This window comes from Paraburkholderia sp. BL27I4N3 (genome assembly GCF_003386115.1).
Lineage (GTDB): Bacteria > Pseudomonadota > Gammaproteobacteria > Burkholderiales > Burkholderiaceae > Paraburkholderia.
In genome coordinates this window covers 3,262,499-3,283,037 of record NZ_QREJ01000001.1, presented here as the reverse complement: position 1 = coordinate 3,283,037, position 20,539 = coordinate 3,262,499, and the positions used below count along the sequence as shown (strand labels likewise).

Here is a 20,539-nt window from a genome sequence, read left to right as displayed (position 1 = left end):
GGCGCGGCGCTACACGCAGCGCCCGCCGTCCACTTCCAGACACACGCCGGTGACGAACTCCGCCTCGTCCGAAGCCAGGTAAAGCGCGGCGTTGGCAATGTCCTGCGGCGTCGAGAAACGCCCGAGCGGAATGCCGGCGAGAAAGCGCTGGCGGTTTTCCGGCGTATCTTCGACGCCCATGAATTCGGACAGCAGCGCCGTTTCTCCGATCACCGGATTCACGCAGTTCACGCGTATGCGGTCCGGACCGAGTTCAACCGCCAGCGACTTGCTCGCGATAATCACCGCGCCTTTGCTGCCGTTGTACCAGACGAGCCCAGGCCGCGGCCGCACACCTGCCGTGGACGCAATATTGATGAAGCAGCCGCCGCCTTGCTCGCGGAAATACGGCACGAATTCCTGCACGCTCCAATAGATGCTTTTCACATTCACCGCATAGACGCGGTCGAATTCGGCTTCCGTCACATCCATCACCGGCTTGTTGCGATGCGTGGTGCCCGCGTTGTTGACGACGATCTGCACGCTGCCGAAGTCTTCGAGCGCGGCCTTTCGCAGCTTTTGCCAGTCTTCACGCTGGGCGACGTTGCCCGCCACCGCGATCGCCTTGCCGCCGGCCAACGCGATTTCGCTCGCCACGCGCTCGGCGGCGGGGCCATTCAAATCGTTGACCACCACGTTCGCACCTTCGCGCGCGTAGGTCTTCGCAATGCCTTCACCGAAACCCGAGCCGCCACCCGTGACGATGGCTGTTTTACCTGTCAACCGCATGATGTCTCCGTTGTTTGTTGTGGATGGTGATGCGTGTGTCTGACTAACCGTGCTTGATCGCGATGGTCTTGAGCACCGTGAAGCCGTACAGCGCTTCAAAGCCCTTTTCGCGTCCGTGCCCGGAATGCTTGACGCCGCCGAACGGCAGTTCGACGCCGCCGCCCGCGCCATAGTTGTTGATGAACACCTGGCCGGAGCGCAAACGTCGGGCGAGCCGCATCTGCCGTGCGCCGTCGCGCGTCCAGATGCCGGCGACGAGGCCGAACGGCGTGCCGTTGGCGAGCTTCAATGCTTCGTCTTCGTCGCTGAACGACATGGCGGCGAGTACGGGGCCGAACACTTCGTCGCGAGCGAGGCGGTGTCTCGCGGGCACGTCGCGCAGCAGCGTGGGCGCCTGATAGAAGCCGCTTTCCGGTGCTTCGGGAATCACCTCGCCGTGCGCCGCCATGGCGATGCCGTCGTGTTGCGCATCCGAAAGGAAATCCCACACGCGCCGCTGCTGTTTCGCGTTGATCAGCGGCCCGCAGTCGAGGTCGGCCTGCGAAGGGCCGACGCGCAACGCGTGAAACGCGCCGCTTAGCCGGTCGAGCAAGGGTTCGTAAATGGCCCTGTCGATCAGCACGCGGCTACCCGCCGAGCAGGTCTGCCCGGCGTTTTGCACGATCGCCGACACCAGCACGGGCAGCGCCGCGTCGAGGTCCGCGTCGGCGAAAACGATTTGCGGCGACTTGCCGCCGAGTTCCAGCGTGACCGGCACGTGATTCTCAGCAGCCATTTGCGTGACGAGCTTGCCGGTATCCGGCGAGCCGGTGAACGAAATGTGATCGATGCCCGGATGACGCGCGAGCGCCGCGCCCGCTTCATGGCCGAAGCCGGTCACTATATTCAGCGCGCCGGCCGGCAAACCCGCTTCAGCAGCCAGTTCGGCGACGCGCAACACGGTCAGGCACGCATCCTCGGCCGGTTTGACGACGCATGCGTTGCCGGCGGCAAGCGCCGCGCCCACGCTGCGCCCGAAAATCTGCATGGGGTAATTCCACGGCACGATATGGCCGGTCACGCCGTGCGGCTCACGGATGGTCAGCACCGTATAGCCGGCCTGGTAGGGCAGCGTTTCGCCGTGCAGCTTGTCCGCCGCGCCGGCGTAAAACTCGAAATAGCGGGCGAGGGCGGCCGAATCGGCGCGCGCCTGCTTGAGCGGCTTGCCGGTGTCGCGCGCTTCGAGTTGAGCGAGTTCTTCCTGGCGCGCGGCGACCAGGATGGACAGCCGGTACAGGATGCGGCCGCGTTCGGCGGCGCTGGCTTGACCCCAAGGGCCTTCGAACGCGCGGCGCGCGGCGTGCACGGCGGCGTCGATATCCGCCGCGGTGCCGCGCGCGAGTTGGGTGAAGGGCTGGCCGTCCGAGGGATCGAGTACGGAGATCGTCTCGCCGCCTGAGGCGGCGGACCATTCGCCGCCGATGAAATGCCGGGCTTCTTCCATGCATGCTCCTTGAGGTGTCACGAGCACCGCGCTGCGGTGACGTGGTGTTCACAAACCAGAGGCACAATCGAGAGACGCCAGACGATTATCGCCCCGATCCAACGAGGGATGCCATCGGCCGATTGGCTATAATGGTGTATTCCTCACTGTCCGGCCGCAGCGCCGCCGCTCGAGGCGAGTTTCACGTTGCATCCCGTTCGAGCGAGCGCGCCGCACGCCGTGTTCCGAATTCCATCCCGACCAGAGAGCGCTCATGAGCTTCAATAACGTCCCCGCAGGCAAAGACCTTCCGCAAGATTTCAACGTCATCATCGAAATCCCGGCGCAAAGCGATCCGGTGAAGTACGAGGCGGATAAGGAAACGGGCCTGCTCCACGTCGATCGTTTCATCAGCACGGGCATGCGCTATCCGGCGAACTACGGCTACATTCCGCAAACGCTGTCGGGCGACGGCGACCCGGTCGACGTGCTGGTGATCACGCCGTTCCCGCTGCTGGCCGGCTCGGTGGTGCGTGCCCGCGCACTCGGCATGCTGCAAATGACCGACGAATCCGGCGTGGACGCAAAGCTGGTCGCCGTCCCGCACGACAAGGTCTGCCCGATGACCGCCAACCTGAAGTCGATCGAGGACGTCCCGGCGTACCTGAAAGACCAGATCAAGCACTTCTTCGAGCAATACAAGGCACTCGAGAAGGGCAAGTGGGTGAAGGTCGAGGGCTGGGCGGACATCGAAGCCGCGCACAAGGAAATCACCGAAGGCGCCGCGAACTACAAGAAGTAAGCTGCGTCGCACCTGGTGAATAGAAAGAACCGCGCGAGCCTGCAAAGGCCGCGCGGTTTTTTTCATGGCTAGTCGAAACACGTGGCCGGTGCGCGCCGCGTAGTCCTGGAGGGGGGACATAGACGCAGTGCATCGACAGGATGAACCGAAGCCATTTTTATATCTACGTGTAAACCCGTATTATTGGCCGCCTGCATGCGCGTGCCCTGGCGTCAGCCCTCACGCTGCGCCGACGCAGCGTCAATCCGCGTTTCCTGGAGCCCATCTTTCGGATGCTGAATCGCAAGTCCAACCCGTCGTCTTCGTCGCAACGCTGGTCGAACTGGCTGTATGCCGTCGCCAGCGCGATCTACCGCAAGCGGCCGGTATGGATGGTGTCGTTTTCGACCAGCGAAGCCAGCCTCTCCGAAGGCTTGCGAGCGGCCTGTGCGTCGACGGCCATGCTCGCGCTCGGCAACGTGCTGCACGAACCGTTATTCGCGTGGGCGGCGATCGGCGCGTTCTGGACCTGCCTCGCCGATGCGGCCGGCTCCAATCGCGCCCGCTTTGCATCGATGATGGGCTTCGCGGTGCTGTCCACGCTGTGCGGCGGCCTGACGGCTTACGCTTCCGGAGCGGGGGCCGTGTTCGCCGCGCTCGCGGTGCTGGTGTTCACGACACTCGGCGCGTTCGGCAGGATCTGGGGCGCGGCCACGTCACAGGTGACGATTCTCGCGGCCACCGCATGCGTCGTGATGGTCGACCGGCCGATGCATAGCGTTCGGCAAGGCATGGCGTTTCTCGGCATCTATCTGGTCGGGTGTCTGTTTGCCGTGGCGCTCAGTCTGACGGTCTGGCGCATCCATCCGTTCGGCACGAGCCGCTCGTCGCTGCGCGCCGTGTACCTGCGTCTCGCCGATCTCGCGGTGGACAGCGCGCGGCTGCTCGAACGGCGCGCGGCACGCGGCGAGTGGGCCACGCACGCCGCGAAATTTCGCGCCGATGCGCGCGCCGCGCTGGAGCGCTCGCGCAAAGTGCTGGCGCGTGTGCCGGCGTCGAGAACGGGTGGCCGCGAAACCTACGACACGCTGCTCGACTTGCTGACCGACAGCGAAGCGTTGTTCGCGTATCTGATCGCCGTCTCCGGCGCATGTGAACGAGTTCCGGACCACGCATGGCGCGCGCAACGCGCGGCCCGGCTGCTGACGGTCATGGGCGACGTGCTGCGCGGCATCGGCGCGGCCGCCAACGATGCACAGTGGGAACGTCTCGCCGATTTGCAACTGCGCTTGCGGCGTTTTGCACGGCGGCTCGAAACCGCCTTGATGGAACCGGTAACGCTCAAGTCCGATTTCGAACTGGCCGACTTCGCGCCGGTGCACGCGCAGCCGGAAGGCTGGCGCGACAGCACCGCGCGGCTTTTCACGCGCATCTGGTCCACCTTCAAGGCCAACCTGTCCGTCGAGTCCGTGGGCCTGCGGCATGCGGCCCGCGTCGGCGTGACGACCACCACCGGCTTTCTCGTGATCCGCGCGCTCGGTTTGCCGTTCGGCTACTGGGCCACCATGGCGACGCTGCTGATTCTGCAACCATCGATTGCCGCGACCTGGCCGCGGAGTATCGAGCGCGCGGCGGGCAGCATTGTCGGCGGCGTGCTGGCGGCGGCGATCGGTTACGCGATCCATTCGCCGCTCGGCATTTCGCTCGCGGTGTTTCCGCTGGTGATGGCGACCATGGCGCTGCGTCCGGTGAGCTACAGCCTCTTCGTGCTGTTCCTCACGCCGACCTTCGTGCTGGTCGCCGACTTCGCGACGCCGGGCGCCAGCGAATTCGCCTATGCGCTCACGCGGCTCGGCAACAACGTGCTTGGTTGCGTATTGGCGCTGCTGGCTACGTTCTATCTCTGGCCGACGCGCGAAAAGATCGACTATCGCGCGTATCTGGGCGAGGCGGTGCGCGCCAATCTCGCCTATCTGAGAGCCGCGCTGGAATCGCCTCGCCGCAGCGAGAAAGAGATGGAGCGCTTGCGACGTGCCGCGGGTCTGGGCAGCAATAACGCAGAGGAAGCCATCGGGCGCATGCGCCTCGAAAAACTCGAGGACACGATGGTGGACACGGTCACGCTGACCGTGTTGAGCCTCTTGCGAAGAATGGCCGGCACCGCCACGCAACTGCGCTTGAGTACAAACCGGCGCGACATGCACGATGAACTCGGCGCGTGGATCGCGACCGTGAGCGCGGACATCGACGCCGCGTTGAGTCGCACCTTGCGACCGGTGCGTATTGGGCTCCCGGCGCGAGAAGGGCTCACTTCACTGGAAGCCGATGCGGTGGGCGAGCTTGCGCTGATGCATCGGCTTCTCAACGAGCGGATGCGTGAGGCGAGGGGATAGCCCGCGGCGGTGCCAGAAAGAAGGGCAAACCTGAGGCGCTGTCAGGACGCGCCGGTTTTTTCTTCGGCTTGTTCTTCGTCGACAGCCGGTTCGGGTTCGGGCAACGGCATCACAGATTCGAGCGTGCGCAGTCCCGCTGCGAGCGCCCGCTTCTCGGAAGGCGACAACCGCTTGACCCAATACTCCGCGCGCGAAGCAGTAGACCGATCCATCAATTCGAACGACGCCAGCACCTGCACCGGCTTGCGCGAACGCGTATAACGCGCGCCTTCGCCGCTGACGTGTTTCTCGAAGCGCGCCTGCACATCGACGGCGATGCCTGTGTAGACGCTGCCGTCCGAGCATTCGAGCAGATAAAGAAACCAGGCCATGAATGCGCTTCAGCCTTTGAACGGATTGTGTTCGCGCAACTCGTCCACATACGCGTGGATGCTGTTCTTTTCGTTGTCGAGAAAGTGGCCGACCGCATCGGCGAACGCGGGATGCGCGAGCCAGTGTGCCGAGCGCGTGACCGTGGGCAGAAAGCCGCGCGCCATCTTGTGCTCGCCCTGGGCGCCGCCTTCGAACGCGCCGAGCTTTTCCTCGATGCAGAATTCGAGCGGCTGGTAATACGCGGTTTCGAAGTGCAGGCACGGCACGTGTTCGAGCGCGCCCCAGTAGCGGCCATACAACGTGCCGCCGGTTTTCGCGTCGCGCTGATACACCACCAGCGAACTCGCGATCGGCTTGCCTTCGTATTCGGCGATCACGAGCAGCAAGTTCTCCGGCATCGACGCGCCGATCATGCGGAAGAAATCGAGGTTCAGATACGGACTCGAAAAGTGCTCGCGGTACGTCTGCCGATAGCACTTGCTGAAGAAGCGCCAGTCCGCGTCCTGAATGTCCTCGCCGCGAATCCGGCGCATCGTCACGCCGGCCTCGTGCACTTTACGACGCTCGGCGCGAATGTTCTTGCGCTTCTTCTGTTCGAGCGTGGAGAGGAAATCGTCGAAGTCGCGATAGCCGTCGTTGAGCCAATGAAACTGCACGCCTTCGCGTTGCATCATGCCCATGTCGGTCAACGCTGTCGCTTCCGTTTCGGTGGGAAACAGCACGTGCAGCGACGACACGTCGGCCTGCTCGGCGAAGGCCATCAGCGTCGCGGCCAGGTGCCTGAGCGCATGCGTATCCGCCGACAACAACCGGTTGCCTTGCACCGGCGTGAACGGCACCGCGCACAGCAGCTTCGGGTAATACGGCAAACCGTTGCGCTTGTAGGCGTCGGCCCATGCCCAGTCGAACACGTACTCGCCGTATGAGTGCCCTTTCAGATACACGGGCGCGGCGGCCACGAGCTTGTCCGTGCGCGGGTCGCTCAACGTGACGAATTGCGGCGCCCAGCCGGTATCAGCGACCGCACAGCGGGTCGCATGCAAGGCGCTCAAAAACTCATGCCGCAGAAACGGCGTCGGCTGAGACTGCTGCGCGAGCAGGGCATTCCACTCGGCGGCGTCTACCTCGGAGGGCGACGCCAGAATGCCCGTGCGATAATCAAAGCGTTCCTGGTTCAATCTGTGTGACTGTTCCCAATGAGCGGCGCGGCGCGCTAGTGGTAATCAGGCGCCACGCCGTTCGTTTATCCGATTTGTCCATTCCGTCGAGCTAACCAGCCGCGGTACTCGCAAGCCACGTCGGCTTGCCTGTCGATCCTGCCATGAAGACCCGAATCGCTCTTGCTCAAATCAATGTCACCGTCGGCGACTTCGCCGGCAACGTCGCGAAAATCGTCGCTGCCGCGCGTGCCGCGCACAACGATGGTGCGAAGCTGCTGATCGCCCCTGAACTCGCGCTGTCCGGCTATCCGCCCGAAGATCTGCTGCTGCGTCCCGCGTTCTATGCGGCGAGCGCGGCGGCGCTGGCCGACCTCGCCGTGCAACTGAAGCCGTTCGCCGGCCTGCATGTGATCGTCGGCCATCCGCTGCGCGACATCGCGCATAACGCGGCGCACGGCCATGGTAATGCAAACGCGCCGATCGAGCGCGGCCTGCCGCCGGTCGATACGTTCAACGCGGCCTCGCTGATCGTCGACGGAGAAGTGCGCGGCACTTATCGCAAGCAGGATTTGCCGAACACCGAGGTGTTCGACGAGAAACGCTACTTCGCGTCGGATCCGCAGCCGTTCGTGTTCGAACTCGATGGCGTGAAGTACGGCGTGGTGATCTGCGAGGACGCTTGGCATGCGTCGGCTGCGCAAATGGCGAAGGCGGCGGGCGCGCAAGTGGTGCTGATTCCGAACGGCTCGCCGTATCACCTGAACAAGGAAGCGGTGCGCTTCGACATTCTGCGCGCGCGGATTCGCGAGACCGGACTGCCGATGGTCTACGTGAACATGGTCGGCGCGCAGGACGAACTGGTGTTCGACGGCGGCTCGTTCGTGCTCGACGCGCAAGGCGAACTGGTCGCGAAGATGGCGCAGTTCGAGGAAGCGACCGCGATCGTCGAATTCGAAGACGGCAAGCCGCTGCGCGCGCCGATCGCGCCGGAGCAGTCGATCGAAGCGCAGGTTTACGCCGCGCTCGTGATGGGCGTGCGCGACTACATCAACAAGAACGGTTTCCCGGGCGCGCTGATCGGCCTGTCGGGCGGCGTGGATTCGGCGCTGGTGCTGGCCGTCGCATGCGACGCGCTCGGCGCGGACCGCGTGCGCGCGGTGATGATGCCGTCGCGCTACACCGCGGATATTTCCACTACTGATGCCGCCGACATGGCGCGCCGCGTCGGCGTGCGCTACGACGAAATCGCGATCGCGCCGATGTTCGACGCGTTCCGCAGCTCGCTCGCGGAAGAATTTGCCGGCCGCGCCGAAGACGCCACCGAGGAAAACATTCAGGCGCGCATTCGCGGCACCTTGCTGATGGCGCTGTCCAACAAGTTCGGCTCGATCGTGCTGACTACTGGCAACAAGAGCGAAATGGCCGTGGGCTACTGCACGTTATACGGCGACATGGCCGGCGGCTTCGCGGTCATCAAGGACATTGCGAAAACGCTGGTTTACCGGTTGTGCCACTACCGCAACCAGGCTACTGCCTTCGACAAGCAAGACGTCATTCCCGAGCGGATTCTGACGCGCGCGCCGTCGGCGGAACTGCGCGAGAACCAGACCGATCAGGACAGCTTGCCGGAGTACGACGTACTCGACGCGATCATGCGCATGTACATGGAGGAGGACCGCTCGCTCGCCGAAATCGTCGCGGCGGGCTATGCGGTCGACGACGTCAAACGCGTCACGCGCCTGATCAAGATCAACGAATACAAGCGGCGTCAGGCGCCGATCGGCATTCGCGTCACGCATCGCGCGTTCGGGCGCGACTGGCGTTACCCGATCACGTCACGCTACACCGAACCGGTGGAGTGAGCTTTAAGCGAACCGCTGCGGACTTACCCGTAGCACGCGCCGGATTGCCGCAATGCATCCGGCGCGGCGTAGAATAAAAATCATCCTTTTCCTTTTCACTCTTCCAGACACGAGACGAGGTTCGCCATGAAGCGCATCACTGCAGTCATCAAACCGTTCAAACTCGACGAAGTGCGCGAGGCGCTCGCTGAAGTCGGCCTCACTGGGCTGACCGTGACCGAGGTCAAAGGCTTCGGCCGCCAGAAAGGCCACACCGAGCTCTATCGTGGTGCAGAGTATGTGGTCGACTTTCTGCCGAAAGTGAAGATCGAAGTAGTGGTGGCGGACAACCAGTGCGATCAGGTGATCGATGCGATCATCGGCGCGGCACGCACCGGCAAGATCGGCGACGGCAAGATTTTCGTTGCGGACGTGGAGCGCGTGATCCGCATTCGTACCGGCGAAGAAAACGAAGCAGCGGTTTGACGCAGCCGGGTTCGTTGTCTTAGGCAGGAATCGAGCGGCGGAATTTGCCAACGTAGTCAGCTGTACGACCTCAGCCATGAATGCACCGCGCCGGTGCGCTCAGGCAGTGGTAAAACCGTGCGCTCAAATAAAAAACGGTGCGATACCCTTGCGGACATCGCACCGATACGCGCCTCTCGCAGCAGCGTGAAAAAGATTCTCTTGAAGAACTCTTGATTACACCCCGAAGGAAATTCCTTCGGGGAACACCGTTCGATTAGAACGAATGTTGAATACCTGCGTACACGCCAGATTGGCTATGACCCGGCAGCGGGTTGTCCGTGGCGGTCGACGTACCTGCGTTGTTTGCATTCAGGCCGTAGTTAGCCGTCTTGCTGTTTTGCGTCGTCGCGATCTGGATGTCCAGCAGCGTGCGCTTGGACAGGTTGTACGAGCCGCCGATCGTGTAGATCGTCGCGTTGCCTGCGCCATTGTTGCCGTTCACGTGGTAGACCGCTGCAATCAGCGCCGCTGCCGGCGTTGCTTGCCACGTCACACCGCCCCATTCGTGATCCAGAGTTGTCGGCTGGCCCGGCAGAACGCCTTGGGCACCTGCCGAGCGGACCGCCTGGTAAGCCGCCTGAACCTTGAACTGGCCGAGGAACACGTTCACGAGAGCCGAGTATTCACGCGATGCCGCGAATACGCCGTTGCCGATGTTGCCCGGGTTGACCGTGCTTGCGTTCGGGCCGTACAGGACGCCGTTAGCCGGGTTGCGGATTTCGTCGTACAGACCGCGAATCTGGAACAGCGAGCTCGTGTAGGTGATCTGCGCGCCAGCTTCGCGACCTTGAGCGGTCGTGCCGTTGCCGTTCCAGCTCGTTGCGTTCGACAGCGCGTATTGACCGTAGAAGTCAAAGCCGGCGATCTTCGGCGACTGGTACGCGAAGTTGTTGCTCGATTGCGGCCAGTTGCGGCCACGCACCAGCGACGCCGACGACCAGTTCGATTGACCGAACGGGTCGAAGTCCCACACGCCGTTCGAGATGTACAGCATGCGGCCCATCGTGAACGTACCGTACTGGTCGTTCGACAGGCCAACAGTTGCCCAACGATTGAAGAGACCGCCGCCGCCAGGGCCTGCACCCGTCATGGTGTTGAAGGAGCCTTCCAACTGGAACAGGACCTTGTTGCCACCACCGATGTCCTCAACGCCCTTCAAGCCCCACAGGCTGGTACCCCAGTCACCGCTTTCCGCGCGCCAACGGTTCGTGCTGCCCGTTGCCGAGCCAGCTGCGTTCGAGCCTTGCGGAACGCCCGTCATGTATTCGATACCGGCGTCAAGGCGGCCGTACAGCGTCACGCTGCTTTGGGCGTGCGCAACAACACCGGCTGTCATCAGCGCAGCGGCGAGCAAAGCTTTCTTCATCTTCTCCTCCATACCCTGTCAAAAAGTGAAACCCAGTACTGCGAATGGTGCTCGGCCGCGATTGCGCCGAACAGAAATCGGTACCAGGGAGATTAGCGGGTGGATTGGGTCTCCTGCCGTGACGTGTAGCCTTGGGGCTATCTGGTCGCCATGCCGATCCCTCGCCGACCGGTTCTCCTCTGTGCTTTGAAGTGAAACTACTTTTAATGAACTTTGTTTTGCTACTTTGGTTACTAATTTATCAAAAATACCCTGAACTGGGAGAAGAAATTAGTACCTGCCTTGATCGATGTCTCCAAATTGCAATAACAATGTGCGCGACGACCTGCTGCAAGCGCTTCGAAAAACGCGGAAACCCTTGCGTGACAAGGGAATCACGGATCGGCGAGGGTAAGGTTAAGGATTGCCACTATTGACGCTTGAAATGCGGCAGAGTAGGGCGAAAGAGCGGGAGCGGACGGCTCGCGGAGAGCGGTTTTGGCGGCGGAAATCGCCGGAATGCACAGGTGAGCGAAACAAAAAAGGCGCTAGAAAGCGCCTTGTAATACTACTTTGACTACAACCCAAATAGCGGGCTGCGTTCAAGTCACTATTTGAGCTTCTATTTAAGGCTGCCGGAGAGGAACTGCTTGAGCCGGTCGCTCTTCGTGTTCCTGAATACTTCGTCGGGGTGGCCTTCTTCTTCTACCCGGCCTTGATGCAGAAACATCACGTGATTCGACACGTTGCGCGCGAAGGCCATCTCGTGCGTGACGACGATCATCGTGCGGCCTTCTTCGGCGAGCGTCTGCATGACCTTGAGCACTTCGCCGACCAGTTCGGGGTCGAGCGCGGAAGTCGGCTCGTCGAACAGCATCACATCCGGATGCATGGCCAGCGCGCGGGCAATCGCCACACGCTGCTGCTGGCCGCCCGACAGATGCGACGGATACTGTTTCTCCAGGCGCGGCGCGAGCCCGACCTTTTCCAGATATTCGCGTGCGCGGTCTTCGGCTTCCTTGCGCTTCAGACCCAGCACGTTGACCGGCGCCTCGATAATGTTCTCGAGCACGTTCATGTGCGACCACAGGTTGAAGTGCTGGAACACCATCGATAGCCTGGTGCGCACCCGCTGCAATTGCTTCGGGTCCGACACGCGCAGCGCGCCGTTCTTGCCGATCTGCGTGCGCACCTCTTCACCATCGACGAAGATGCGTCCCGAGTTCGGCTGCTCGAGAAAGTTGATGCAGCGAAGCATCGTGCTCTTGCCAGAACCGGACGAGCCGATCACGCTGATCACGTCGCCGGCGTTGGCCTTGAGCGACACGCCCTTGAGCACTTCGTTGTCGCCATACTGTTTGTGAAGCTCATCGACGAATAGCTTCTGCTTTTTGGTGGTCATCAGGATCCTTGGGCGTGCTTACTTGCTGAGGGCGCGGTGCCTCGGGTTACTTGCCTTGCGGCCGCAGGTAAGCGAGCCAGCGGCGCTCGGCGCGGCGGAACAGCCACACGAGCGCGAATGAAATGCACAGATAGAGCAGGGCGGCAATGCCGAACGCGTTGAACGACTGATACGTCGCGGAGTTCACATCGCGCGCGATCTTGAGGATGTCCGGCACGGTCGCGGTGAACGCGACGGTGGTGGCGTGCAGCATCAGGATCACTTCATTGCTGTAGTAGGGCAGTGCGCGGCGCAGGGCCGACGGCAGAATCACGCGCCGGTACAGCGTGAACGACGACATGCCGTACGCACGCGCCGCTTCGATCTCGCCGTACGGCGTCGCCTTGATCGCGCCGGCGAAAATCTCGGTGGTGTATGCGCAGGTGTTCAGCGTGAAAGCGAGCAGCGTGCAGTGCATGCCGTCGCGGAAGAACGCATTGGTGAGTTCGTTATTGCGAATGATCTCGAGACTGTACAAGCCGGTGTAGCAGAGCAGTAGTTGCACATACAACGGCGTGCCGCGAAAGATGTACGTATACAGCCACACCAGCGTGGAGAGCCACTTCTTCTTCGACACGCGGGCCACCGCGAGCGGAATCGACAGACAGAAGCCGAGTCCGATCGACACCACCAGCAGCCACAGCGTGATCGCGACGCCGGTGATGCGGTAGCCGTCGGTGTACAGATAATTGCGCCAGTATTCCTGAATGATCTCGATCATAGATCCGCCTTTCGCACGCCGGTCGAGTAACGCTTTTCGAGGTACATCAGCACGAAGTTGGACACTGTGGTGATGACGAGATAGATCGCCCCCGCGAACAGGGTGAAGAAGAAGAACCGCAACGTGCCCTTGCCCGCGTCCTGCGAAGCCTTGACCACGTCGGCGAGGCCGATGATCGACACCAGCGCGGTGGCCTTGACCATCACCTGCCAGTTATTGCCGATGCCGGGCAGCGCGAAGCGCATCATCTGCGGGAACATCACGCGCGAGAACACCTGCCAGCCGGTCATGCCGTATGCGGCGCCGGCTTCGAGCTGGCCGCGCGGCACCGCGAGGAACGCGCCGCGGAAGGTCTCGGTGAAGTACGCGCCGTAAATGAAGCCGAGCACAGCGACGCCGGCCACGAAAGGATCGATGTCGATCTGGTCCCAGCCGAGCAAATCGGTCAGGTTGTTCAGCCAGATCTGGATGCTATAGAACAGCAGCAGCATCAGCACCAGGTCGGGCACGCCGCGCACGAGTGTGGTGTAGACGGTGCCGACGCCGTAGGAGAAACGGTTTTTCGACAGCTTTGCCGCCGCGCCGAGCAGGCCCAGCACGAAAGCGAACGCCAGCGACAACACCGCCAGTTTGACGGTCTGCCAGGTGCCGTTGAGGAGCAGCGGGCCGTAGCCTTGAAGGAACATAGGGGGTCCTTGACGATGTGTTTGCGACACACCGCGAAAGACGCGGCCAACTCTGCGCCGCGTTTGCCGCGAGCTTTGGGCTCGCTGTGACCTGCGGCGCACAGCGCACCGCTGTGCAAATCATGACTGCATGACCGTTGCCGGTCTTGCAGCGCGCTTTTCGACTCTTGTTGTGAAACTGCGGGTAAATCTACTGCCGACTGTATTACGAAGCCTCGCGAAAGCCCATGCGGGCGAGCCCCGAGTTTCGTGCGTGCTGCGTGTGTTTCCTCGACTCAGCGTCTGGCCTTAATTGGCCGTCGCTATTCTAGGCGGTCAAAATTGTCGCGCCGCCCGGGGTTGCGGCTTCGCAGCGCGACGCGTCCATTCGACGCAACGAGACAGTCTGACGCGGGTCTGAAACCGGCCGCCGACTCGTCGCGGCCCGCCATGCCGGACCCACCGGCGCACGTTCGGCGCCAACGCGATCGCGAAAAGGGCGGTATTTTACCCGAACAGGGACGAGGCGCCAGTCCGGGACGCCGCCGGCGGCAAACTGGCGTGCGCGGCCGTTGTGCGAGCGCGACGTTATCGCGTTCCTTCACCACGCCTGATTGCGCGGATTTATGAAACGATCCGGTGCACCCGCGCGGATTGTTTAGTGGAGGCCGTGCCGATACATTCCCGGCATCACTGTTTACTCACCAGGAGTCCTTCCATGTTCGAGATTCGCCGCTCCGAAGAACGCGGTCACGCCAACCACGGCTGGCTCGACTCGTATCACAGCTTCTCGTTTGCCGACTATCGCGATCCTCAGCACGTGCATTTCGGCCCGCTGCGGGTCATCAACGAAGACCGTATCGCCGGCGGCGAGGGCTTCGGCACGCACGGCCATCGCGACATGGAAATCGTCACCTATGTGCTCGAAGGCGCGCTGGCCCACCGCGACAGCATGGGCAACGGCTCGACAATCCGTCCCGGCGACGTGCAGCGCATGAGCGCGGGGACCGGCGTGCAGCACAGCGAGTTCAACGCGTCGCAGGACGAGTCCGCGCATCTGCTGCAGATCTGGGTGATTCCGCAACGCGCGGGCGACCAGCCGAGCTACGAGGAAAAGCGTTTCGACGCCGCCGACAAGCGTGGCCGCCTGCGCGTGGTCGCTTCGCCCGACGGCCGCGACGGTTCGGTGACGATCCATGCGGACGCGTCGATTTACGCGGCGCTGATCGATGGCGAAGAAACGGCGACGTTCGCGCTGCCCAAAGGACGCCTCGCCTATGTGCACGTGGCGCGCGGCGCGCTGACGGTGAATGGAAAAGCGCTCCATGCAGGGGACGCCGCCAAGCTCAGCGACACGGAGACGGTTACCCTGGAGAAGGGCGAGAACGCTGAAGTGCTGCTGTTCGATCTTGGGCAGCTCAACGGCTAAGCCGTTATCGCTCGGTGACGCTTTCACTGAAGGAATAGTTGAAGGCGCAACGAGCACGCCTCACGCATGCATCACGGTAGTCCGCGCGCACCGCGCCGCACCGTGTCGCGCCGTAGTAAAAAAACGCCACGGAGGGCAAGCCTCCGTGGCGTTTTTGCATTCAGCAGCACAGACGGCCGACGGCCGCGCGAGCCGCCTGCGCATCCACACTGAGCCGCTTACTGATTGGCCGCCGGCGCCGAAGCCGCGCCCTTACGCTGCTCCCAGTGCTCGCGCATTTTTTCATGACGCGACTCCATCTTCGCAAAGCGCTGTTTGAGCGCCGTGCTGACGGTGGTCTTTTGCTGGTCGTTCAGGCCGTTGTAGAACTTGAGCCAGGCATCCGAAGTTTGCTGACGCAGTTGCGCGTCTTTCTGTTCGACCTGCTGGTGCGTGGCGGCCATGGCGTTCAGATCCAGGATCGGCTGCTGCTGCGCGGCCTTGAACTGGTTCTTGATCTGCTCATGGTTGGCGCGCATGGCTTCGTGGTTCTGCTTCATGGTGTCGAGCGCGGCCTGCCACTGCTTTTCCTGATCCGCGTTCAGCTTCAGCTGATCGTGGAGCTGCGTCAGTTCCTTCATGAAGTGGCCGTGCCAGCCGCCAGGGCCGCCATGGTCGGCGGTGGGTTGTGCAGCATAGGCAGCGCCCGCGCCGATGGCGAGAGCAGTGGCGGCGACGGCGAGAACGCGCGAGATCTTTTTGGTAGACATGTGAGACTCCCTGTAATGGAATAGCCGACGATGCAACCGGTTAAAGTGGACGGCGTGCATCCGGTAAGACAGAGCGTAGAGAACTGCGCAGGTCGCTGTGTTACGTGGCAGGATGCGGCTGTTACGGGTGATTACGCACAGCTTTCACCGTAACACCCGGTAACCCTTGGGGCCGGTTTGAAATCCAAAACCCTTCCTGCCGCGCGTTAAACTTCATCCCATGGCTACTCAAATACTTGTTGTCGACGACGACGTCGAATTGCGCGATCTGCTCCGCGACTATCTGGCCCGCCAGGGCATCGAGGTTTCGGTGCTGCACGACGCGGGCTCGCTCGAGCGCCGGCTCGAACGCGAGCGTCCGGATTTGATCGTGCTCGACCTGATGATGCCGGGCGTCGACGGGCTCACCGCCCTGCGCAAGCTGCGCGCGTCGGGCGACGACATCCCCGTGATCATGCTCACGGCGCGGGCGGACGACGTCGACCGGATCGTCGGGCTGGAACTCGGCGCGGACGACTACCTCGGCAAGCCGTTCAATCCGCGCGAGCTGCTGGCGCGCGTGCAGGCCGTGCTGCGCCGGCGCCGCACGCTGCCGTCGGCGGCGGCGCCGGAACAGCGCGAGCCGTTCAACTTCGGGCGCTTCAAGCTCGACTTCCAGTCGCGCACGCTGTATCTGGAAGACAAGCCGCTCACGTTGTCGGGCAGCGAATTCGCGCTGCTGAAGATTTTCGTCAATCACCCCATGCGCACGCTCACGCGCGAGCGCCTGCTCGAACTGCTGCACGGTCCGGAATACGACGGCACCGACCGCGGTATCGACGTGCAGGTCTGGCGTCTGCGCCGCATTCTCGAAACCGACCCGTCCACGCCGCGCTTCATTCAAACGGTGCGCGGCCGCGGCTACGTGTTCGTACCCGACGGCGAACAGAATGCGCCGGCCCATTGATTCGCTGTTCGGGCGGCTAGCGCTGCTGGTCGTCGCCGTGCTGCTGCTGTCGCATTTCGCGTGGTACGCGCTCATGCGCCTCGAGCGCAGTCAGCTGCAAACACGCTACGCGGTCGAGGAAGCCACCTTCCTCGTCGACGCGGTGCGTCAGCACGTCGCCCGAACGCCGGATCAGCCCTTGCCGTCGCGCGTCAAACTGGTCGACCCGGCGAGCCCGGAAGTGCCGCCGGAGGTCGCGGACATGCCGCCGCCGCTCGAACGTTTCGTCGAAGACGTGCGCGATCGCATGCCGTCCGGCACGCAGGTGCGCATCGGCCAGCCGGGCCGCCCGCCCACGCTATGGGTGCGCGCGCCCTCCGACCGCAGCTGGATCGTCGTGCCGGTGCAGCCGTTGCGCACGCCGCGCTCGCTCGACCGCACGGTGCTGTGGCTTGCCATCATTTTCTCGTTCGCAGTGATGGCGGCGCTGTTCGCCGCCTGGGCGCTGCAGCAGCCGTTGCGCTCGCTGGCCCAGGCGGTCGCGCGTTTCGGCCGCGGTCAGCCGGTGCCGCCGGTGCCGGAGCGCGGGCCGCGCGAGTTGCGTCAACTCACGCACGGTTTTAATCAGATGGTCCAGGAAGTGGCGCGCACGGAGAACGACCGCGCGGTGATGCTGGCGGGCGTGGCGCACGATCTGAAGACGCCGCTCGCGCGTTTGCGGCTGCGCGCCGAAATGATGGACGAAGCGAAGATGCGCGACGGCGTGGTGCGCGACGTCGACTCCATGACGCATATCGTCGAACAGTTTCTGGTGTTCGCTCACGACGGCGCTGATCGCAGCGAGGCGGTCGAAGTGGACGCGCAGTGCGAGCGGATCGTGCGCAGCTATCGCGCGGTGGCCTCCGGTACACCCACCGTGCAGACCGAACTCAACGCGGGGCCGGCGTTCCTGCTGCCGGCCGCCACGCTCGACCGGATTCTGTCGAATCTGCTCGACAACGCGCATGCGTATGGCGCGCCGCCGGTCGTCGTCGCCACGGCGCGTACTGCACAAGGCTTCACTTTGTCGGTGAGCGACAACGGCAGCGGTATCGCGGCCCAGGATCTGATCAATGCGAGCCGGCCGTTCGTACGGCTCGATCCGGCGCGCGGCGGCAACGGCCATAGCGGTCTCGGGCTTGCCATTGTCGAGCGGCTGGTGCGGCGTGCCGGTGGCGAGTGGGAGATCGGCAACCACGGCGGTCGTGGGTTGCGAGTCTTGATGAGCTTTCCGCTCGAAGTGTTGCCGCGGGCCGCGGCAACTTCGGAGAGTGCCTGGGGTTAGTCGGTGCGCGGCGTGGGGCTCGGCAGCCCGTGCCGCGTCTTGAGATCCGGGCGCAAGGTTCAAAAGGCGCGGCCGGAAACCGTTGTGCTAATCCGAAAACAACGTATTCAGCGCATTTGCCGCGTCGCTATCCACCGTATTCCACGTGACCGTTTCCGCTTCGAAAATATAGTGGGTGGTGTATTTGCCGAGACGTGCCAGGATCTCCTCCTGAATCAGTTCCGGCGCGACGGCCAGTTTCAGATACCACGCGGTGGACGACAGGCGCGTCTGGAACGCGCCGTATTCAGCCAGCAGATGGTCGAACGCGTCAGCATCCTGATCGCGGCAGACGATGACCAAATTTCCCTTCATGCGAATCTCCCGTTAAAGCGGTAGCGGCAACCTCGATATCAGGGTTGATGATACCTGCTTCGTCGGAGATGCCCGAGGTCGCGTCTTGCCTTGCGTCAGATTGCGGACTGATTGAGACGCCGGTGTCCGGCCTTTGCCGGACGCATCACCAGACGTTGGCCATTGTGCGGGTAGGCGGCGCGGTGTCGTCGGGCGGCAGGGCCTCGGTGCGGTCGCGGCCGCCCGATTTCGCCGCGTAAAGCGCCATGTCGGCGCGGCTCATGATCCGCTCGGGCAGATCGTCGAGCGAGAGTTCGGTGATGCCGATACTCACGCTCAAGCCCACCGAAGGCGGCAACTTCGGCGAAGGTATCGCTTTCAGGCGCAGCCGCAAGCGTTCGACGACTTCGTGGCCGCCGGCCAGGTCCGTGGCCGGCAGCAGCAGACCGAACTCCTCGCCGCCCAGGCGGCCGATCGCGTCGGCGCCGCGCAGTTCGGCGCGGCAGGTATCGACGAAATGTTCGAGCGCGCGGTCGCCGGCGGCATGGCCGAAGCGGTCGTTGATCTGCTTGAAGTGGTCGAGGTCGGCGATCGCCATGCACAACGGTTCGTTGCCCGCATGCGCGCGTTCGATCTCGTGGCGCAGCAGGTCGAGAAAGTAGCGCCGCGACAGCGCGCCGGTCAGCGCGTCGTGGCGCGCCTCGGCCGACAGCAGCGTGTTGGCGGATTGCAATTGTTCAGCGAGGTCGCGCGTGGCGCGATGGTGGCGCCGCTCGCGCACATACGACACCGTGATCACCCACGCCAGCGCGACCGTGCCGGCCAGCGTCAGAAACACCAGCAAATGATCGCGCTTGTGATTGCGCAGCAGTTCCGGCCAGGCCACGAGCGGATCGACCAGATGTGCCGACAGTCCCGAGTTCAGACCGCCGCGCGTCTGATAGAGCGACGGCATGGGTCGCTCGGACAGGCCGAATAATTGCGCGGCCACGGCGGACGGCACCCACGGCGCCTGTTCGCGTACTTGCGAGTCCACGCTGATCTGGATGTCGGGAATCGTGTCGCGCAGATACGTGGTCTTGCGCTCGGCCGGCGTCATGTGCGTGACGCGCGAGTTCGGCAGTGCGCGGCCTTCGAGCTCGCTGTTGTGCGCCATGATAATGACGCCGTTGTCGTCGGCGACGAAGGTGCCGGCGTGCGCGACCCAGTGGCGCAGCCGCGCGATGCCGACCTTCGCGACGACCACGCCGACCAGCAGGCCGTCCGCGTATGCGGGCGCGGCAATGAAGATGCCGGGCTCGCCGCTCGAGCGGCCGACGCCATAGGCTTCGGAGAATGCGCCGAGCAGCGCGTTCGTCAGATAGCCGCGCACCCGCATGTCGGTGCCGACGAAAGAGCGCTCGGCCGCGAGCGGATTGTCGATGGAGTTGCTCGAGGCGACGCAGACTCCGTTGGCGTTGACGAGCCAGATCTGGTCGAGCCCCGAGAAGCCTTGCGCGTCGTGCAGGAAGTTGCTCACGGCGTTCATCTGCGCGTCTTTGAGCAAGGCGGCGCGCAGGACGGGTTCCGTCACTCCACTCTTCACGGCATAATTCTGGGATTGCACCAGAGCGCGCTGGACCACGTCCATTTCGGCCATGGTGGCGGGGATGGCGCGAGACATCGCAAGGTCGCTGGCGATCACCTCCGCCATGTTGTCCACGACCGAGGTGGACATCTGCCGCTGCGCACGCAGGGCTGCGTCCAGCTCTTGCTGTACCATCCGGTCCGCAACCATGCCGGCCACGAACCAGCAAACCAGGACGATCAGCATGAAGCTGACCGGTCCGGCTGCCTGGCGCAAGGTTGTCCTGTTCATCGACCCTCTGATCCGTCTGGCTGTGGCATGCAACTAGCTCATTCGTGGCAGCGCGCTCGCGCAGTTTCACCGCTGTGGAAGCGGTCGGCAATACGCCGTCGCTGTGGCCCGGGATAAACCGATAACAGGCGTCGTCTTCTGATTTTAACCGTCATGGGGCCAGACGCCACCGTTATTGCGGGAATGCGAAGTGCGTCCACCGCGTCCATCGGGTTCTTAACGGCAGCCCGGCCGGATTCTTGACGGTTGTTCGGGTTTGTCCGGTGAGTTCCAGGCCATCGAGGCAGCGCCGCGAGGGTCGACGATGTGGCCGGTGCGCCACGATAAAAGATCGGCAGCAGGGTCGGCGCATGCTGACTTAAAGGGCGGTGAAAGCAGGTTCTCCGCTATTTATCGCTATTTGCCGCGAAAGGTTGTGCCTGAAACATAGGATGGTGTAGTGTC

Annotated in this window: 18 protein-coding genes; 7 read left to right on the top strand and 11 right to left on the bottom strand. The window is 63.3% G+C overall.

What is annotated here, in order from left to right:
• Positions 1-9: 9 nt before the first annotated feature.
• Together B0G71_RS14975 and B0G71_RS14970 are read right to left on the bottom strand one after the other, a co-directional pair.
• Entirely contained in the window at positions 10-768 is a 759-nt protein-coding gene (locus B0G71_RS14975) for an SDR family oxidoreductase (RefSeq protein WP_116142562.1), read from the bottom strand.
• 43 nt (positions 769-811) lie between these two features.
• A complete protein-coding gene (locus B0G71_RS14970) occupies positions 812-2,251 on the bottom strand; it encodes an aldehyde dehydrogenase family protein (RefSeq protein ID WP_116142561.1) in 1,440 nt (479 codons plus the stop codon).
• A 253-nt stretch (positions 2,252-2,504) separates the two neighbouring features.
• Here B0G71_RS14970 and ppa point away from each other — a divergent pair, with 253 nt between their 5' ends.
• Together ppa and B0G71_RS14960 are read left to right on the top strand one after the other, a co-directional pair.
• Positions 2,505-3,032 carry an inorganic diphosphatase gene (gene ppa, locus B0G71_RS14965; protein ID WP_106280020.1) on the top strand — a complete coding sequence of 176 codons (528 nt, stop codon included), beginning with the start codon at positions 2,505-2,507 and terminating at the stop codon, positions 3,030-3,032.
• A gap of 272 nt (positions 3,033-3,304) precedes the next feature.
• A complete protein-coding gene (locus B0G71_RS14960) occupies positions 3,305-5,404 on the top strand; it encodes an FUSC family protein (RefSeq protein ID WP_116142560.1) in 2,100 nt (699 codons plus the stop codon).
• 41 nt (positions 5,405-5,445) lie between these two features.
• On the opposite strand, the gene B0G71_RS14955 is transcribed toward B0G71_RS14960, so the two are convergent.
• Both B0G71_RS14955 and B0G71_RS14950 read right to left on the bottom strand, forming a co-directional pair.
• The gene (locus tag B0G71_RS14955) at positions 5,446-5,775 is read right to left on the bottom strand and encodes a GIY-YIG nuclease family protein (protein WP_116142559.1); all 330 of its coding nucleotides are present in this window, start codon (positions 5,773-5,775) and stop codon (positions 5,446-5,448) included.
• Positions 5,776-5,784: 9 nt separating this feature from the next.
• Entirely contained in the window at positions 5,785-6,954 is a 1,170-nt protein-coding gene (locus B0G71_RS14950) for a GNAT family N-acetyltransferase (protein WP_116142558.1), read from the bottom strand.
• 143 nt (positions 6,955-7,097) lie between these two features.
• Between B0G71_RS14950 and B0G71_RS14945 the strand changes: the two genes are divergently transcribed.
• Both B0G71_RS14945 and glnK read left to right on the top strand, forming a co-directional pair.
• Complete coding sequence (locus B0G71_RS14945) at positions 7,098-8,798, top strand: NAD+ synthase (RefSeq protein ID WP_116142557.1); 1,701 nt, start codon at positions 7,098-7,100, stop codon at positions 8,796-8,798.
• Between the two features lie 126 nt (positions 8,799-8,924).
• Entirely contained in the window at positions 8,925-9,263 is a 339-nt protein-coding gene (gene glnK, locus B0G71_RS14940) for a P-II family nitrogen regulator (protein WP_006048444.1), read from the top strand.
• A 256-nt stretch (positions 9,264-9,519) separates the two neighbouring features.
• Here the strand turns inward: glnK and B0G71_RS14935 are convergent, their stop codons facing one another.
• From B0G71_RS14935 to B0G71_RS14920, 4 genes are all read right to left on the bottom strand, one after another.
• The gene (locus B0G71_RS14935) at positions 9,520-10,671 is read right to left on the bottom strand and encodes a porin (RefSeq protein WP_116142556.1); all 1,152 of its coding nucleotides are present in this window, start codon (positions 10,669-10,671) and stop codon (positions 9,520-9,522) included.
• A gap of 601 nt (positions 10,672-11,272) precedes the next feature.
• Positions 11,273-12,052 carry an ABC transporter ATP-binding protein gene (locus tag B0G71_RS14930; protein ID WP_106280031.1) on the bottom strand — a complete coding sequence of 260 codons (780 nt, stop codon included), beginning with the start codon at positions 12,050-12,052 and terminating at the stop codon, positions 11,273-11,275.
• Positions 12,053-12,098: 46 nt separating this feature from the next.
• Positions 12,099-12,812, bottom strand: coding sequence for an ABC transporter permease (locus tag B0G71_RS14925; protein ID WP_116142555.1), 714 nt, complete (start codon positions 12,810-12,812; stop codon positions 12,099-12,101).
• Positions 12,809-13,498: an ABC transporter permease gene (locus B0G71_RS14920; protein ID WP_106280035.1), complete on the bottom strand. Its 690-nt coding sequence runs from the start codon at positions 13,496-13,498 to the stop codon at positions 12,809-12,811. Before B0G71_RS14920 ends, B0G71_RS14925 begins: the two co-directional genes overlap by 4 nt.
• A 697-nt stretch (positions 13,499-14,195) precedes the next feature.
• Between B0G71_RS14920 and B0G71_RS14915 the strand changes: the two genes are divergently transcribed.
• A complete protein-coding gene (locus B0G71_RS14915) occupies positions 14,196-14,906 on the top strand; it encodes a pirin family protein (protein ID WP_116142554.1) in 711 nt (236 codons plus the stop codon).
• 218 nt (positions 14,907-15,124) lie between these two features.
• Here the strand turns inward: B0G71_RS14915 and B0G71_RS14910 are convergent, their stop codons facing one another.
• Positions 15,125-15,655 carry a periplasmic heavy metal sensor gene (locus tag B0G71_RS14910; RefSeq protein ID WP_106280038.1) on the bottom strand — a complete coding sequence of 177 codons (531 nt, stop codon included), beginning with the start codon at positions 15,653-15,655 and terminating at the stop codon, positions 15,125-15,127.
• A gap of 220 nt (positions 15,656-15,875) precedes the next feature.
• Between B0G71_RS14910 and B0G71_RS14905 the strand changes: the two genes are divergently transcribed.
• Positions 15,876-16,601: a response regulator gene (locus B0G71_RS14905; RefSeq protein WP_116142553.1), complete on the top strand. Its 726-nt coding sequence runs from the start codon at positions 15,876-15,878 to the stop codon at positions 16,599-16,601.
• Positions 16,585-17,904: an ATP-binding protein gene (locus B0G71_RS14900; protein WP_116142552.1), complete on the top strand. Its 1,320-nt coding sequence runs from the start codon at positions 16,585-16,587 to the stop codon at positions 17,902-17,904. The genes B0G71_RS14905 and B0G71_RS14900 overlap by 17 nt, the downstream gene beginning before the upstream one ends.
• Positions 17,905-17,991: 87 nt before the next feature.
• On the opposite strand, the gene B0G71_RS14895 is transcribed toward B0G71_RS14900, so the two are convergent.
• Positions 17,992-18,258, bottom strand: a complete 267-nt coding sequence (locus B0G71_RS14895; protein ID WP_074763386.1) for a hypothetical protein — start codon at positions 18,256-18,258, stop codon at positions 17,992-17,994.
• A gap of 145 nt (positions 18,259-18,403) precedes the next feature.
• Complete coding sequence (locus tag B0G71_RS14890) at positions 18,404-20,095, bottom strand: sensor domain-containing diguanylate cyclase (RefSeq protein WP_116142551.1); 1,692 nt, start codon at positions 20,093-20,095, stop codon at positions 18,404-18,406.
• Between the last annotated feature and the right edge of the window lie 444 nt (positions 20,096-20,539).

Coding starts and splice junctions, on each gene's coding strand:
- B0G71_RS14975 (WP_116142562.1), bottom strand. CDS start 768: ATGCGGTTGACAGGTAAAACAGCCATCGTCACGGGTGGCGGCTCGGGT.
- B0G71_RS14970 (WP_116142561.1), bottom strand. CDS start 2,251: ATGGAAGAAGCCCGGCATTTCATCGGCGGCGAATGGTCCGCCGCCTCA.
- ppa (WP_106280020.1), top strand. CDS start 2,505: ATGAGCTTCAATAACGTCCCCGCAGGCAAAGACCTTCCGCAAGATTTC.
- B0G71_RS14960 (WP_116142560.1), top strand. CDS start 3,305: ATGCTGAATCGCAAGTCCAACCCGTCGTCTTCGTCGCAACGCTGGTCG.
- B0G71_RS14955 (WP_116142559.1), bottom strand. CDS start 5,775: ATGGCCTGGTTTCTTTATCTGCTCGAATGCTCGGACGGCAGCGTCTAC.
- B0G71_RS14945 (WP_116142557.1), top strand. CDS start 7,098: ATGAAGACCCGAATCGCTCTTGCTCAAATCAATGTCACCGTCGGCGAC.
- glnK (WP_006048444.1), top strand. CDS start 8,925: ATGAAGCGCATCACTGCAGTCATCAAACCGTTCAAACTCGACGAAGTG.
- B0G71_RS14935 (WP_116142556.1), bottom strand. CDS start 10,671: ATGAAGAAAGCTTTGCTCGCCGCTGCGCTGATGACAGCCGGTGTTGTT.
- B0G71_RS14930 (WP_106280031.1), bottom strand. CDS start 12,052: ATGACCACCAAAAAGCAGAAGCTATTCGTCGATGAGCTTCACAAACAG.
- B0G71_RS14925 (WP_116142555.1), bottom strand. CDS start 12,812: ATGATCGAGATCATTCAGGAATACTGGCGCAATTATCTGTACACCGAC.
- B0G71_RS14920 (WP_106280035.1), bottom strand. CDS start 13,498: ATGTTCCTTCAAGGCTACGGCCCGCTGCTCCTCAACGGCACCTGGCAG.
- B0G71_RS14915 (WP_116142554.1), top strand. CDS start 14,196: ATGTTCGAGATTCGCCGCTCCGAAGAACGCGGTCACGCCAACCACGGC.
- B0G71_RS14910 (WP_106280038.1), bottom strand. CDS start 15,655: ATGTCTACCAAAAAGATCTCGCGCGTTCTCGCCGTCGCCGCCACTGCT.
- B0G71_RS14905 (WP_116142553.1), top strand. CDS start 15,876: ATGGCTACTCAAATACTTGTTGTCGACGACGACGTCGAATTGCGCGAT.
- B0G71_RS14900 (WP_116142552.1), top strand. CDS start 16,585: ATGCGCCGGCCCATTGATTCGCTGTTCGGGCGGCTAGCGCTGCTGGTC.
- B0G71_RS14895 (WP_074763386.1), bottom strand. CDS start 18,258: ATGAAGGGAAATTTGGTCATCGTCTGCCGCGATCAGGATGCTGACGCG.
- B0G71_RS14890 (WP_116142551.1), bottom strand. CDS start 20,095: ATGAACAGGACAACCTTGCGCCAGGCAGCCGGACCGGTCAGCTTCATG.